The organism is Mesorhizobium sp. M7A.F.Ce.TU.012.03.2.1, from assembly GCF_004006095.1.
Taxonomy (GTDB): domain Bacteria; phylum Pseudomonadota; class Alphaproteobacteria; order Rhizobiales; family Rhizobiaceae; genus Mesorhizobium.
Window position 1 is genome coordinate 1,421,803 of record NZ_CP034779.1, and the last position, 14,375, is coordinate 1,436,177.

Genomic DNA, 14,375 nt, shown 5'->3' on the forward strand with positions numbered 1-14,375 from the left:
TTTGCCCCTTCATGCTTTGCTCTTTTTGGAAGCCAATATGGCCTTGAGATTACCCGATGTGACCGCCACCACCTTGGCCGCCTCGGCGGCGCCGATGTCTTTCCAGCCCATGCGGCGCATCACCGCCTCGCGGCCGATGCGGAAATAGATGACCTGGCCAATCAGCGTGAACACGGTGAGCCTTGTGGCCTCGCTTTCGGCGGGCTCGCCGGTCGCCTGTTCCCAGAGCTGGCACAGCCGGCGATGCGTCGGCTCGAAGACGCCGTCATAGATGCGGTCGAGGGCTGCCGTCGGATGCGAAAGCTCACGCAACACGAACTGCACGATCTCGCCGGCCTGCGGGCTGGCCACGACAAAGCCGACCATCCGCTCCAGCGCCGCGAAGAGTAGCGCTTGCGCCGCCTCCGGATTGGCTGGTCCCGGCGCAGGCGCCTGTACATTGCCGAGCGCCTGGCCGGCTACACCCTGGATGGTCTCGACGATAAAGTCGGCTGCAGCGGCGCGAAGACCCTCCTTGCCGCCGAAATGATAGGCGATCGAGCCTATATTGGCTCGCGCCTCGGCGGCGATCTCGCGCGTCGAGGTGCCATCGAAGCCCTGCCTTCCGAACAGCTTCAGCGCCGCCTGGACAAGGGCCGCGCGCGTCATCTCGGCGGGCTCGCGGCGAAGAATGTTGGGCTCAGGCAGTTTGACCATGAGCGCAATTTAATCAATCGATTGATTAAAGTCAAGTTCTGTTCGTCATTATCTTGCCATCGACGGCGGCAAACGCTTTAGTGCGCGGCCATGGGCAAGGAAGTCGAACGAAAATTCCTGGTCACCAGCACCGCATGGCGGGAACTGGCCGAGGCCAATATCCGCATTCTCCAGTTCTATCTCGCTGCCGGCCCCGGGCGCACGGTGCGTATCCGCATCAGCGATGGCGGTTCCGCCAAGCTGACACTCAAATTCGGCAGCAAGGCGCGCGAACGCGACGAATTCGAATACTCGATCCCGCTCTCGGAGGCGGTGGAGATGCTGGACTTTGCCATCGGACGTGTCATCGAGAAGACACGTCACCATGTTAGGCACCGTGGCTATCTCTACGAAATCGATGTCTTCGGCGGTCCGCTTGCGGGACTTGTGATCGCCGAACTTGAGACGCCGGAGGACGTGCCGGACGAAATGCTGCCTGATTGGCTCGGCCGCGAAGTCACCGGCGAGTCAAAATTCTACAACGCGTCGCTCGCCCTTGGGGGGATACCGGAGATCGCCGCATGAGCTTTCGTATCGATCCGCGCCTGCCGCTGACCGGCGAGGTCAGGCGTATCCTTGCCGAGGAAATCGGCAAGGCGCTGCATCACCTTGACGCCGCACGGAGCCGGCCGGAACAGGCGCTGCACAAGTGCCGCAAGCGGCTGAAGAGCGCCCGCGCCCTGCTGCGGCTTGTTCGTTCCGGCGACGAAACATTCTGCGAGACCGAGAACCAGTGCTATCGCAATGTAGCCGGCCTGCTTGCCGGTCCGCGCGAGGCGACAGCGCTGATCGAAACCATCGACCGGCTGGCGGCGAGCTTTCCCAAGGAGAGCGCCGACGATGGGCTTACTGCTGCGCGCGACAGGCTGATCGCGCGCCAGCATGAACTGCACGAAGGCAGCGGGCTCGAGGCGGCGATCGGCGCGGCGACCGCCGCTTGCGAGGATGGCCTCAAACGCGTCGAAGCGTTGGCCTTGCCCGACCAGCCGGAACAGGCGGCCGACGTGCTTGCCGAAGGTGCCCGCGTCACGCTGCGCCGTGCCAGGAAGGCGCTCGACAAGGCCAGATCGCGGGGCGCGGCCGATGATTTCCACGATTTGCGCAAGGCGGCCAAGACCCACGGCATGCATCTGTCGCTGCTCGGCAGGCTGTGGCCGACACCGATCAAGGCCCGGCGCAAGGCGGTCGACGAACTGGGCGAGCGGCTGGGCGACCTGCACGATGTGCTGGTGATGCGCGCGCTGCTCGAGGCCGACGACCAGCCGCTCGGGCTGCCCGAGGACACGAAACTTCTGGGCAAGCTGTTGAAACGGTCGGAGAAGCAGCTGAAGAAGAGCTGCCTGGCCGAAGCGGCCGAGCTGTTCGGCGACAATCCCAAACGCTCGACACGCAAACTGGCCCGCAAGGCGCGCGACGATCTGGCTGCGCCGCCGGAAGAGGCCGCGGCATCGTAGGACGCTCTTCCTCGCGCTCCGGACGGGGGAGGAAGGCGTGCGCTAGCCCTCATTACCCGCCCATGCTAATCGCCATGGGGCATGACCGAGCCCGGCGACACGCTTCTGGATCGACTTGGCCGCTGGCTTGCCGGCCGGCTGCAGGGAGAATCGTCCGGCTACGAGCCCTACACTCCGTCCGATGCCGAAACGCTGCGCCGCACGCTTGAGCCGGGCGACATCCTGCTGATCGAGGGCAACCAGAAGATCTCGGCGGCGATCAAGTACCTGACCCAGTCGACCTGGTCGCATGCGGCCTTCTATATCGGCGATGCCTTGCCCGCGCCGGAAGACGGCTCGGAGCGGCCGCGCCTGATCGAGGTCACGATCGGCGAAGGCTGCGTCGCCGTGCCATTGTCGCGCTACCGCACCTACAACACCCGCATCTGCCGGGCGAGCGGGCTGGCGCCGGAGGATCGCGACAAGGTCGTCGCCTTCATGATCGGCAGGCTCGGCCTGAAATACGACCTCAAGAACATTTTCGACATGCTGCGTTTTTTCTTGCCCACACCGCCGGTGCCGGTGCGCTGGCGCCGCCGCATGCTGGCCTTCGGCTCCGGCGATCCGACACGGGCGATCTGCTCGACGCTGATCGCCGAGGCCTATGGCCAGATCCGCTATCCGATCCTGCCCGAAATCACCCGTGCGCCCGGCCGAGCCTCCGCGCAGTCGAACTATTCGCGCAAGGAAATCCTGCACATCCGCCACCACTCGCTCTACACGCCGCGCGATTTCGACCTGTCGCCCTATTTCCGCATCGTCAAACCGACGCTGGAATATGGTTTCGACTACCGGCAGATGGTCTGGGACGACAAGGTTGCCGATCCCGGGGCAAAGGCCGCCGAATAGACGCGATCAAATGAGTCCAACGGCATGGACGGCACGGCACGGCAGCGCCGCCCGGCAGGCGGCGCTTTGGCGTCAGTGCTTGCAAGCCGCAGCGCGCACGTCCGAGGGAGTGGCGTCATAACGGCGGCGGAACGCCCGGTTGAAATAGGAAAGATCGTTGAAGCCGGCCTCGTAGGCGATCGCGGTGATGCTGCGTCCGGCATGGCGCGGATCGCCGAGCATGCGATGGGCACGCGCCAGCCGCTGGTTCATCATGAAATCAATCAAGGATGTGCCATCGCTCTCGAACAGCTTGCGGACATAGCGGGCCGACAGTCCGTGGCGGGCGGCGACGTCCCGCGCCGACAGGTCGACATGGCCACCATGCGCGACGATATCGGCCTTGATGGCGCGCAAGCGGGCAACGCTGACGCCACGGCCGCGCGCGATCTGGGCCGCATCCCTGGTCGCGCCCATGGCGAGTGCGGCAAGGTCGAAGACATGCGTCGTCGCAAGGTGGCAGGCCTCCGCAGTCAACTCGTCTCCGACCTCCTGGATCGAGCTGATATAGTCGAGCAACAGCCGCATCGCCCCGCTTTGGGTCGGCAAGGGCCGCATAAGGACCGCTGCCGGATCGCCGATCAGAGGCGAAAGCTGCTTGCGCGAAAAACTCATATTGATGAAGCGGAACCCGCCGGCGCCGATCAGGTTGAGGCCAACCTCTTCACCGCTCATCATCAGCGCCTGGCCGTTGCCGACCGCCTCCTCGCGGCCGCGGTGCTTCATCACGCTGCCCCCATCGAGGGCCGCCAGAAGAACGAAGTCGTCGTTGTCGATCAGCGACGATGTGCGATGCACCCGGAATTCCGATGAGCTGCCGGTGGCGATGCCGAGGCCCGGCAACGCGCGCACCCGCATGTCGATCTGCGCCGGCGCCAGCGGATCGAGGTCCACCCTCAGAACCGTGCGGCCGTAAACCTCGCGCGTAATCTCGACGCGATCCCGCTCCGGAAACATCTCCGTCGCCAGCCTGAACGAAGCTGACGGCCCCATCGTCGCAGTCATCGACACCCCCATGCCAAGAAGCGCGGTCATATGCGCCGCGGCCTGCAAAACGTCAATACCGGGCCGTTTTGGCCGCTTTCAGTGCCGTTCTGTCCAAGCTGTCCCCCTTCGATGCCCCTAGTTTGCGGCGCGATTCCGAAACCCGAACCGTATTGGCGGCAATCCAAGGGGGCACGATGTTTCATTTGCAACTGTTCAAGACGCTGTCGGCACTGGCCGCGGCGGGCTTCAATCCGCGTGCCTATCTGCTGTCGATCGCCTTGGGCAACACGGTGACCGATCACCGCGAGGTCAAGCTGCCGCCGCGCGCTACCCGATGATGAGGAGCACCATGAAAAAAAGCTTTTTCGTGGCCCTGACCGTTGCCCTGGCGGGCTGCCAAACGGGCCAGGCCGACAGCAACCCGGCATCGATCGCGAGCGCGGCCGGCAGCAACAAGGCCCGGAACGAACCATCGACGGAAACCGCCTGCGCCGAGGCCGCCAAGAAGGCGGCGAAGGCGCAGACCAATGCGGCTCTGCTCGGCGGTGTCCTGTCGATGGCGGGGGGTCTTGGCGGTCTGGCCGGCAATGGTGGGGTCATTGCCGGCCAGGCCGCCTCGATCGGCGGCTCGGTTCTGCAGTCCCAGGCGACGAGCAGTGCCCGGGCCGGCGTTGTGGAGGACTGTTATGGCTGAGCGGCGTTTCGCAGCCATGCGCCGGCTGTCCGGCGCGCTCGCACTTGCCGGCATGATGTTCGACAGCCCGCATGCCTTGGCGCTGACAGCGCGGGATGCGTCGGCGGTCGTCGGCCTGATCGAGGCCTTGCAGCCCGAATTCGGTCAGTTCGCCTATGACGAGGAGATCGCCGCCGACTGGTACGAGCGCGATGCCGCGGACAAGGGCTTGATCGGCACAGCCGGCTTCACCGCCGACAGCTGGAAGGTCGCGCTTGGCGAGACCATTCGCGGGTTCCTGGCGACGATGCCGGTCGCGGAACTCGATGCCATTTTCGTCAAGCTCAGGAATGCCATATCCGGCATGAGGGAGCTGACCGACGCACAGAAGACGGAGACCATCGCGGCCATCGACGAAGAGGTCGAAGGGTTGATGGCTTTGCGGGCCGAGGGCGACCCCTTCGCCGATGTCGTCAGGCCGCTGACGCCAAAAATCCGCAGCCTCATCCTCGGCCCGGCGATGGGGCGATAGGATGTTGGGCAACAGCAAACGGGTGGCGGGAAAAGCAACTCCGAGCGGGAGCCTCGAGGCCGAACATCGCGGCATTTTCCCAGCCACGGCACGTGTCAGGCGGGGCACCCCGATCGCGATGCTGGTCTGTCTGCTGGCATCCGGCTGCAGCCAGACTGCCGCCAGCCCGCCGATCACGCCAGACCAGCATGCGCAATTGGCGGAGCTGGCGGCCGGCCCGGACTCGCCGGAAGGTCTTGGCGAAGCCCTGGCTGCAGTCGAGGCGACCAGAAAAATGCAGGATTGCCGGGCGCGCATGAACGAGACCGCCGGGCAGATGAAGATGATGAGCGCGGTCAATGGCGCCGTCGGCACCGCCGGGGCCGTGCGCGGCCAGCTCAGCCGCCAGATGCAATCATGCTGAGACGATTTCGCACTCCTCGAGATCGCGCAGATAGAGGAACATCGACGCCTCGCTCAGTGCCTGCGAACGCATGATGCCTCAGGCGTGAACTTTCCGGCAGATGCAGGCGTTTCACATGGCGGCTATATCACGCCGAAACCGCAACAGCACCCTGGTTTTCGGCTCTGTGTTCGACCCAGACATGGACCGGTTCATCCCGACCGCGGATGCTCACCGGCCCATGATCGCGCGCATTCAACTGTGTCCTGGGCGATTCCGCCTTCGCGGCTTCTATCAGTCGTGACCCAAAGCAAATGTTTGCCTGAAGTTCACGGCAAAGCGCCTGCAAACGGCTGGCGACGTTGACGGTGTCGCCCACCACCGCGAAGGAAAGATTGCGCTCGCTGCCGACCGCACCGATGACGACTGCGCCATATTGTGCACCGATCCGAACGTCCAGCGACGGGTATCCCCTGGACACCCGCTGCACATTCCAGTCTTCGAGAGCGGCGATCATCGCTTCAGCGCACTGGATGGCTCGGGTTGCGTCGTTATGGCTGGCTTGCGGAACCCCGAATGTGGCCATGATGCAATCGCCGATATAGTTGTCGACGGTGCCATGGTGGTCGAAAACGACCTGCTCCATGCGACGGTGGAACTGACGCAGAAGTTCGAACACTGCTTCGGCCGGATGATCCTCGGAATAGTGTGTGAAGCCGACGATGTCGGCGAACAGTACCGCGATATCCTGCCGGCGGACCGGACCGAAGGGCTCGTCATCCGCGGCGAGCTGGTCGACGACATTTGGCGAAAAATGCCGGGCGAGATTGGCGCGGGCGCGCTCTGCCTTGACATAGTCTTCCGACAGATGTCGAGAACGAGAGACGACCAGCGCCATGATCGCGCCGATAATCAGCACTACCAACACGTTGGTCGCCTGCGCGAATGTGTCGACGAAATTGGGATTAAGATAGAGGTTCAGTCGCTCTGTCGTCGGCAGCGAATAGAGGTTCGTCGCCGGAAGGACGGTTCCCGCATGAAGAATCACCCATCCCACCCCGATCGTCCACGTCAAGGCTGCGAGCGCTCCGAGATAGAGCGCCAATCGGGTCGAAAGGGTCAGCGCGCCAAGGCACACGAAAATCAACAGGAATTTGAAGCTGCCTTCGCGCAGTTGCATCGCGGCCGGCGCGACCTCCAGGGAAAACGGGTTGGGCGTTACCAGCAGAACGGTCAACAGAACGATGTCCAGCGTGCCGACGAGATAACCGATCCACCATGGCGCGTTGCGACGGCGCGCAAAGCGAAACTGGATCAGGCCGACGAGCTGGAACAACATGAGGCCCGCCAGCACGAAGAGCAGAGAGGCATCCCAGCGGCTGATTAATGAAAAGAAGCAGGAGATCACGGCGAGCGATGCCGTACGCGCCCAGAACTGCAATGCAGCACCTTGGCGTTCTGCGCGCTCTCGCAAATTTCTCAGCCGTGAATAGCGGCGAAGTTCAAGTGTTGGCGCGGTCGGCATAGGATCACTTCGATTTCGCGGGGACGTGTCACGCATTTGGCAAACCCGCCTTCTACTGGCAAATCAGTGCGCGAACTCTACCATGATTGCGGTTTCATTTTTGAAACGCGGCTGCAAAGAGTAAAATGTCCGGACAAAGGACCACGGTGAAAGCTGAAGCAGGATAGGCGGAGGCTTCCCTGTTCAGGTCACGAAGATTGGTGGCATTCGACGCCGCCGCGAAGCGACTTTCCTTGCATCTGGGACTAAAGTGAGCCCGCTCGCCTAAAGCGTGCTCCCCGCTTGCTTGAGATCAAAAAGTTGACGTTCAAGCGACCGCCGGCCGGCAAATCCCGGCCCCTACCGCACCTCGATCTTGCCTTTCAGCTGCGCCCGCGCCTCCTCGATCGACGCGGCATAGGCCACCAGCGGGCGCTTGACGCCGTGGTTGATCAGCATGCGCCGGATCTGCGGCGCGGCACCTGATATGATGAAGCGGACGCCGGCGCGTTTCGCCTTGTGGGCGGCGCCCTCGATGACGTTGGCCGCCGTCGAATCGAAGAACGGTACGGCCGAGCAATCGAGGATGAAGTTTTTGCGCTGGTCGGCGATGCGGTCGAGCACGGTGCCGACGGTCGAAGCGGCGCCGAAGAAGAAGGCGCCGGAGATGCGGTAGACCACGGTGTCGGCGTCGGTCGCCTCGCTGGCATCGTAGGCGTTGGCGCTGTCGGCGACATCCTCCTGCACCAGCGGCTGATCGGCCTCGACCGCAATCGACTTGGCCATGCGGTCGATGAACAGGATCGAGCCCAGCACGAAGCCGACGACGATGCCTTCGGTGAGATCGCGGAAGATGACGAGCAGGAAGGTCGCCATCAGCACCAGCGCATCGCCGCGCGAGGCACGCAGCAAGGTGGCGAAGGCCTGCTTCTCGAACATGTTCCAGCACACGACCGCCAGCACGCCAGCCAGGGCGGCGAGCGGGATGTAGCTGGCGAGCGGCGCCGCCACCAGCATCAAAGCGAGCAGGATGGCTGAGTGGACAATGCCGGAAACCGGTCCGTGGGCGCCGGCCCGCACATTGGTCGCGGTGCGGGCGATGGTGCCGGTGGCGCAGATGCCGCCGAACAGGGCGGACGCGATGTTGGCGAAGCCTTGCGCCACCAGTTCGCAGTTGGAACGATGCCGCCGGCCCGTCATCCCGTCGGCGACCACCGCCGACAGCAGCGATTCGATCGCGCCGAGCAGGGCAAAGGCAATGGCATCCGGCAGCACGTCAATCATCCTGCCCAGGCTGATCGGCGGCAGAGCGGGCATTTGCAGGCTACGCGGGATGCCGCCAAAGCGAGTGCCGATCGTCTCCGCGGGCAGCGAGAGAAGCGCCACGACCAGCGATGCCAGCCCGATGGCGATGAGCATGGCAGGCCATGTCGGCCGCCAGCGCTTCAGGCCGGCGATGGTGAAGATGGTCAACACCGCCACGAAGGTCGCCGCAAGATTGATGGTGCCGGCCGCCTCACCGACCGCGATCAACTTCGGCACCAGCGGTCCCGGCTCCCTGCCGGCAAGCTTCAGCCCGAACAGTTCGACGATCTGTCCTGAAAAGATGATGACGGCGATGCCGGCGGTGAAGCCGACCGTCACCGGATAGGGAATGAACTTGATGTAGGTGCCGAGACGAAGATAGCCGATGGCGAGCAGGAAGACCCCTGCCATCATCGTTGCCAACAGCAGTCCATCGATGCCGACCCGAGCAACCGTCGCGGCCACCAGCACGATGAAGGCGCCGGCCGGACCACCGATCTGGAAGCGGCTGCCGCCGAGCGCCGAAATGATGAAGCCGCCGACGATCGAGGTGTAAAGGCCGCGCTCGGGAGCCACGCCCGAGGCGATCGCAATCGCCATCGACAAGGGCAGCGCGACGATGGCGACCGTCAGCCCGGCAATGGCGTCCGCCTTGAAGTCGGCGAACGTGTAGCCCTCGCGCCAGACCGTCACCAGCTTCGGCGTGAACAATTCGGAAAATGTCGGTTTTACCGGCCTATGGGCCGGTTGATGCACTGCCCGCTGCGTCTGATCCATGGACTGCCTTTCGCACCCTGAAAGGCGGCGGGATCGTCGGCAGGGCTGTCGGCGGTCGCCGTCGCGACTTTATGCCGGCTCAGCCTTGGGATCCCGCGGCACGGCAGGCTTGAGGCGCACGCCCCGGCCGCCGCGCTCGCTGGTCTGGTTCTCGCCGATCAGTTCCACCCCGGCCTCGTCGAGAGCCTGGATGACCTTCATCAGCGTGTCGACCACGCCCCTGACCACGCCATCGCTCGCCTCCATGCGCTGGATGGTCGGAAGCGAAACGCTGGCGCGCTCGGCGAGCGTCTTCTGATCGATGCCGGCCAGCGCCCTTGCGGCGCGCATCTGCGCGGCAGTGATCATCGGCCGGAATCCCCGTCTGAGTCTGCAGGAATAAGGTATAATACCATCATTGTGATGTTTCAAGCATTAGGATGAACGTCTGAGGCGTAAGGGGGCGGCTGACCGATCATGATACTTCCCGGGATTGTGCCTAGGGTGTCCATCTAGGCAGGGGGTAACGCGGTTGAATTCTTCAAGACCTTCATGACCTGGGCGGCCTTGCTGTCGGTGGGCTGCGGGCACGGACTGATCAACCGGCTGATCTAGTCTCCAGTCTCGCTGTCGCCGTTCAGGCGCTGCCCGCGCCATCGCTGCCACGCCCGGGCAGCGAGCCAGCACAGCATCGCCCAGACGAAGCCGGCGCACCAGCCGGCAAGCACATCCGATGGCCAGTGGACGCCAAGATAGATGCGGCTGATGCCGACCAGCAGCGTCGTCAGCACCGCCAGCGACAGCACATAGATCTTCGTCGTTCGACCGGGCAGGAAGCGTGCCGCCAGCGCGCCGAGCGTCAGATAGGTCACGGCCGACAGCATGGCGTGGCCGCTCGGAAAAGACAGCGTCGTTTCGTTGACGAGATGCGAGACGAGTTCGGGGCGCGGCCGGTCGATGCCGGCTTTCAGCAGGCTCGACAGCACCTGACCGCCGGCCACCGCCACGAAGATGAAAAGGGCGGTCGCCGGCCTGCGGATAAGCAGGAGATAGACGATTACCGCCGTCACGATCAGCACCAACACGCTGCCGCTGCCAAGACTTGTGATGTCGCGCATCGCCCCTTGCAGCCACAGCGGGCCGATCGGGCTGTCAGGGCGCCCCGCCTGGCGGAAGGCGAGCAGGATCTCGGTGTCGAAGGCGTGCGGCGTGGTGGCGCGCGCAATCTCCATCAGCTCCTCGAATCCCCACAGGCCGGCGGCGATGACCAGGCCGGCCAGCAGCACCGGGAATTCGACCCGGTTGAGCAAAGCGTTCGCGGCGTTCTTCATCGGCAATTCGCCCGTTACAGCCGGCCTTGCAGATAGGGTCCCAGCGTGATCAGCGCCACCGCTGCGATCGCCAGCATGATGCCGGTCGCCTGCAGCGCATTGACGCGCTCGCCGAAGAAGACCAGCGCCACGACGTTCACGGAGACCAGCTGGATGACGGCGGAAAGGCTGAACGACACCGACATGCCGAATTCGCGGATCAGCCGCAGCATGATCAGATTGCCCAGCGAATAGAGCGCCAGCGTCAGCGCTATCTTGCCAAGGCTCGGCGCAAGGCCCCATTGCTTGGCGGCTGTCGCCGCCAGCAGGAAAATGACCGTCGAAAAGCCGAGCTGCAGCAATCCCGAAAAACTCAACGTTTCGTCCCTCTCGAAGCGGCCGCCGCCGCGTGCGTCGCGGACGTTGTTTCCCAAGCGCGCCGGGACGTCAAGCGACCTCGACCAAACGAAGCTCTTGGCAATGGCAAGCCGGAAGCTCAAAGTACTAACATCGCCCAATCTGTCGGTTCGAAGGGCGGTCAGGGGCTCATGATTCGCAGTTTTCAAAACCTGGTGCGGCGCTGGAGCGAGCTTTCCCTTGCCCTGCAATTCGTCGTTGCCGGCGGCTTTGGCCTGCTGGCTGTCATGTTGGTGGTGGGCACCTGGGTGACGGCGCAGATCCGGGACGGCGTCATCCGCAATTCGGCCGCCACGACGGCGCTCTATGTCGACAGCGTGATTGCGCCGCTGCTTCCCGACTTGCGCAAGGACCAGGAGCTCAGCGAGTCCGTCAAGCAGGCGCTGGACGAGACGCTCGGCCAGGGTGCGCTCGGCAAGCGCCTCGAATCGTTCGTGCTCTGGCGCCGCGACGGCACGGTTCTCTACGCCAAGGAGGCGTCCCTGATCGGCCGCCGCTTCGGTCCGAGCGAAAATCTGCGTTCCGCCTTCGAAGGCAATGTCGTCGCTGAATTCAATACATTCGATGATGATGAACGCGAGGAGAAGGCTACCGGCTTGCCATTGCTGGAGATATACAATCCCGTGCGCGAGCCCTGGTCGGGCGAGGTGGTGGCGGTCACCGAGTTTTATGAGATCGCCGACGATTTCCAGGACACCCTGGCGTCCGCCCTGTGGTCGAGCTGGCTGATCGTGGCCGGCGCGACGCTCGCGGCATTCCTGCTCCTGTCGGGCATCGTCCTGCGCGGCAGCCGCACCATCGACGATCAGCGTGGGGCACTGCGCCGCCAGGTCTCGGAGCTGCAGGGTCTGGTGGCGCAAAACAGTGCCTTGCGGCTGCGCGTGCAACGGGCGTCCCGCCGCGCCACCGCGCTCAACGAAAGATATCTGCGCCGGATCGGCGCCGACCTCCATGACGGCCCGGCCCAACTCGTGGCACTGGCGGCGCTGCGCATGGACAGCCCGATTTTTTCCAGCGACGGCCATTCGAGCGTAAGCCGTTCGACCGAGGTCGCAATGATCCGCAAGACACTGGAGGACGCGATGCGCGAAATACGCGGCATCTGCACCGGCCTTGTTTTGCCGCAGATCGAGACGGCTGCCGCAACCGACATTCTGCGGCTGGCGGTCAAGGAACACGAGCAGAGGACGGGAACGTCGGTGACGCTGACGCTGACCGGACACTTGCCGGAGCCCGGCGCCTCCGAGAAGATCAGCATCTATCGTTTCGTCCAGGAAGGGCTGAACAACGCCTATCGCCACGGGTTGGGCAAGGATCAGGCGGTGAGTGCGGGGATGAAAGGTGGCCGGCTTTTTGTCGAAGTGTCGGACGGCGGGCCCGGTTTCGATCCGGCGGCACGGGTCGAGGGTCTCGGCCTCGCCGGCCTCAGGGAGCGGGTCGAAAGCATTGGCGGACAGTTCGAAACCTTGACCGGGCCGCAAGGTACGCGTTTGGTGATCCGTCTATCGGTCGAGGAGCAAGCATGACTGGGACCATTCGCATCGCCATTGTCGACGATCACCCCCTCTTTCGCGAAGGTGTGACGCGCAGCCTGTCGGAGATCGGAGGCTTCGAGATGGTTGGCGAGGGCGCCACGGCGCAGGATGCCGAACGCCTCGCCACGACGGTGCGGCCCGACATCTTGCTGCTCGATATCTCCATGCCGGGCGGCGGGCTGACCGCCGTCGCAAGCATCCTCGCCAGCCATCCGGCCCAGAAGATCGTCATGCTGACCGTTTCGGAGGCCAACGCCGATGTGACAAAGGCGCTGAACGCAGGGGTGAATGGCTATGTCCTCAAAGGCGTCGGGTCGCGCGGGCTCGCCGACATCCTGCGCAATGTTGCAGCCGGCGAAAGCTATCTGTCGCCGACGCTATCGGCCCGGCTGCTTTCGGATCTCCAGTCCCAGCAGCCGACCGACGGCATTGCGGAACGGCTGCGGCAGCTCACCGATCGGCAGACGGAAATCCTGCGGCTGGTGGCGGAGGGGCTGAGCAACAAGGAAGTCGCCTTGCGGCTTGAGCTGCAGGAGAAGACCGTCAAGCATCACATGACCGGGGTGCTGTCGAAGCTCAATGTGCGAAACCGCACCGAAGCGGCCTTGATGATGCGTGAGTTGCGCGACCGCGACAGGCCTTCCTAGAGCAACGAGAGCATGATGCCGAAAGGTGTGAAGCGGTTTTCGGAAGACATCATGCTCTATCTCTTTGATTTAGAGGCGGATTCAGTTTTCAGGCCGCTTCGACCTGAAATCATCCGGATTGCGCAAAACAATAATTGAACGGTTGCGTGCCTCCGCAAGGTGCGGACCGCGCAAAGCGCGTCGCGCCTCGGGACCGGCGTGGCACCGCCAAAACGATGTCACCTCCGCCGGGGGGCGGCGGAGGTGACGTGCAAAGCTGACCGTTGCCTGTTGGCCAGCTTCACAAGGCCTTGAGACGATCGGCATCGGCCGGCGTGGCCTGGCGGTCGATGATCGTGCGACCGAGCGCGTCCTTCATGCTGAAACGTCCGTTCTCGAGCTTTTCCGTTATGCCGTCGGGATGCCGGACCGTGATCTTGTTGCCGGTCACGTCGATCTTGTCACCGGTCTTTGCATTGACATGGCTTCCGCTCTTACCCTGATTGGATCCCGATTTGCCGCTGTTGCCGCTATTGCCGCTGTTGCCATTCCCGCTATTCCCGCCATTGCCGCCGCCGGAATTGCCGCCGTTGCCGCCGCCACCACCGCTGTTACCGCCACCCTTGGCGTATGCGCTGGCGGTGTGGATGCCGGGAACGGAGCCCTCGAAGACAATTTGGCAGGGAGCAATCGTCAACGCCAGCGCCGCTGCCGATTTGAGCGCCAGCCGGCAGCAACGGGTCGTGACCGATCTGTGCATTTTGATCTCCGACGACTGAGCCCGGCGCGCCCCACCCCAACGTTGCAGTGCAACAACATTGCCGAAAGACGCGGCGCCCGGAAGCGACCTCCGACCGTTGCGGTTGTCAACTAGGACCTTTGCAAGCGCAAGATTGGACTAAAGTCCCAAGCGTATGCTACATTAGCTTTGCATGAACGGCGCCGCGACCGCCATCGCTAAATGGGAGACTCGCTTTCCCTACGCTGACGACGGCAGACGCCGAACATCAAGTCACCTCCGCCGGGGGCGGCGGAGGTGACTTTGTCGAGCCGGCTTTGTCCGTTGATCGGTTGCAGCGGCTGACGCCATGCGCCGTCGCAGGATGCGCGGCGAAACATGCCGCCGAAGGTCTCCTTCATCTCGAAGACCATTCCGGAGCAGTTCACGGCCTTCGGGAAGGCTGAGCCAGCGCTGCGCGTAATGCCAGTCGCGTCTGAAAGGTCCCCCAATG

General features: G+C 63.9%; 18 protein-coding genes. 9 read left to right on the forward strand and 9 right to left on the reverse strand.

Annotated features, from left to right (window positions below; translation table 11 throughout):
• Window positions 1-9: 9 nt before the first annotated feature.
• Window positions 10-696, reverse strand: coding sequence for a CerR family C-terminal domain-containing protein (locus EJ079_RS06880; protein WP_127397826.1), 687 nt, complete (start codon window positions 694-696; stop codon window positions 10-12).
• 90 nt (window positions 697-786) lie between these two features.
• Between EJ079_RS06880 and EJ079_RS06885 the strand changes: the two genes are divergently transcribed.
• The 3 genes from EJ079_RS06885 to EJ079_RS06895 all read left to right on the forward strand — a co-directional run bounded on the left by EJ079_RS06885 (window position 787) and on the right by EJ079_RS06895 (window position 3,077).
• Entirely contained in the window at window positions 787-1,260 is a 474-nt protein-coding gene (locus EJ079_RS06885) for a CYTH domain-containing protein (RefSeq protein WP_127268427.1), read from the forward strand.
• Window positions 1,257-2,189: a CHAD domain-containing protein gene (locus tag EJ079_RS06890; RefSeq protein WP_127268426.1), complete on the forward strand. Its 933-nt coding sequence runs from the start codon at window positions 1,257-1,259 to the stop codon at window positions 2,187-2,189. Before EJ079_RS06885 ends, EJ079_RS06890 begins: the two co-directional genes overlap by 4 nt.
• An 81-nt stretch (window positions 2,190-2,270) precedes the next feature.
• On the forward strand, window positions 2,271-3,077 hold the full coding sequence (locus EJ079_RS06895) for a YiiX/YebB-like N1pC/P60 family cysteine hydrolase (RefSeq protein ID WP_127808496.1): 807 nt from the start codon (window positions 2,271-2,273) through the stop codon (window positions 3,075-3,077).
• 72 nt (window positions 3,078-3,149) lie between these two features.
• Here the strand turns inward: EJ079_RS06895 and EJ079_RS06900 are convergent, their stop codons facing one another.
• The gene (locus EJ079_RS06900; RefSeq protein ID WP_245481821.1) at window positions 3,150-4,151 is read right to left on the reverse strand and encodes an AraC family transcriptional regulator; all 1,002 of its coding nucleotides are present in this window, start codon (window positions 4,149-4,151) and stop codon (window positions 3,150-3,152) included.
• Window positions 4,152-4,297: 146 nt separating this feature from the next.
• Here EJ079_RS06900 and EJ079_RS06905 point away from each other — a divergent pair, with 146 nt between their 5' ends.
• Genes EJ079_RS06905 through EJ079_RS06920 form a run of 4 tightly spaced genes read left to right on the forward strand, consistent with a single transcriptional unit; the run spans window position 4,298 to window position 5,711 of the window.
• Complete coding sequence (locus EJ079_RS06905; RefSeq protein ID WP_127808498.1) at window positions 4,298-4,441, forward strand: hypothetical protein; 144 nt, start codon at window positions 4,298-4,300, stop codon at window positions 4,439-4,441.
• A gap of 11 nt (window positions 4,442-4,452) precedes the next feature.
• Window positions 4,453-4,797 (forward strand): hypothetical protein, encoded by a 345-nt coding sequence (locus tag EJ079_RS06910; RefSeq protein ID WP_127808500.1) that lies wholly within the window; start codon window positions 4,453-4,455, stop codon window positions 4,795-4,797.
• On the forward strand, window positions 4,790-5,308 hold the full coding sequence (locus EJ079_RS06915; protein ID WP_127808502.1) for a hypothetical protein: 519 nt from the start codon (window positions 4,790-4,792) through the stop codon (window positions 5,306-5,308). The genes EJ079_RS06910 and EJ079_RS06915 overlap by 8 nt, the downstream gene beginning before the upstream one ends.
• Window position 5,309: 1 nt before the next feature.
• On the forward strand, window positions 5,310-5,711 hold the full coding sequence (locus EJ079_RS06920) for a hypothetical protein (protein ID WP_127808504.1): 402 nt from the start codon (window positions 5,310-5,312) through the stop codon (window positions 5,709-5,711).
• Window positions 5,712-5,838: 127 nt separating this feature from the next.
• Here the strand turns inward: EJ079_RS06920 and EJ079_RS06930 are convergent, their stop codons facing one another.
• The 5 genes from EJ079_RS06930 to EJ079_RS06950 all read right to left on the reverse strand — a co-directional run bounded on the left by EJ079_RS06930 (window position 5,839) and on the right by EJ079_RS06950 (window position 10,942).
• The gene (locus EJ079_RS06930) at window positions 5,839-7,215 is read right to left on the reverse strand and encodes an adenylate/guanylate cyclase domain-containing protein (RefSeq protein WP_127808506.1); all 1,377 of its coding nucleotides are present in this window, start codon (window positions 7,213-7,215) and stop codon (window positions 5,839-5,841) included.
• 339 nt (window positions 7,216-7,554) lie between these two features.
• A complete protein-coding gene (locus EJ079_RS06935) occupies window positions 7,555-9,276 on the reverse strand; it encodes a SulP family inorganic anion transporter (RefSeq protein WP_127808508.1) in 1,722 nt (573 codons plus the stop codon).
• 69 nt (window positions 9,277-9,345) lie between these two features.
• Window positions 9,346-9,624, reverse strand: coding sequence for a helix-turn-helix transcriptional regulator (locus EJ079_RS06940; RefSeq protein ID WP_127808510.1), 279 nt, complete (start codon window positions 9,622-9,624; stop codon window positions 9,346-9,348).
• Between the two features lie 242 nt (window positions 9,625-9,866).
• Complete coding sequence (locus tag EJ079_RS06945; RefSeq protein WP_127267185.1) at window positions 9,867-10,586, reverse strand: phosphatase PAP2 family protein; 720 nt, start codon at window positions 10,584-10,586, stop codon at window positions 9,867-9,869.
• A 14-nt stretch (window positions 10,587-10,600) separates the two neighbouring features.
• Complete coding sequence (locus tag EJ079_RS06950; protein WP_013528672.1) at window positions 10,601-10,942, reverse strand: hypothetical protein; 342 nt, start codon at window positions 10,940-10,942, stop codon at window positions 10,601-10,603.
• A 171-nt stretch (window positions 10,943-11,113) separates the two neighbouring features.
• Here EJ079_RS06950 and EJ079_RS06955 point away from each other — a divergent pair, with 171 nt between their 5' ends.
• On the forward strand, window positions 11,114-12,508 hold the full coding sequence (locus tag EJ079_RS06955; RefSeq protein ID WP_127808512.1) for a sensor histidine kinase: 1,395 nt from the start codon (window positions 11,114-11,116) through the stop codon (window positions 12,506-12,508).
• Complete coding sequence (locus tag EJ079_RS06960; protein WP_023813468.1) at window positions 12,505-13,164, forward strand: response regulator transcription factor; 660 nt, start codon at window positions 12,505-12,507, stop codon at window positions 13,162-13,164. The genes EJ079_RS06955 and EJ079_RS06960 overlap by 4 nt, the downstream gene beginning before the upstream one ends.
• 280 nt (window positions 13,165-13,444) lie before the next feature.
• Here the strand turns inward: EJ079_RS06960 and EJ079_RS06965 are convergent, their stop codons facing one another.
• Together EJ079_RS06965 and EJ079_RS06970 are read right to left on the reverse strand one after the other, a co-directional pair.
• Window positions 13,445-13,903, reverse strand: coding sequence for a hypothetical protein (locus tag EJ079_RS06965; protein WP_127808514.1), 459 nt, complete (start codon window positions 13,901-13,903; stop codon window positions 13,445-13,447).
• 197 nt (window positions 13,904-14,100) lie between these two features.
• The gene (locus EJ079_RS06970) at window positions 14,101-14,283 is read right to left on the reverse strand and encodes a hypothetical protein (protein WP_127808516.1); all 183 of its coding nucleotides are present in this window, start codon (window positions 14,281-14,283) and stop codon (window positions 14,101-14,103) included.
• Window positions 14,284-14,375 lie beyond the last annotated feature (92 nt).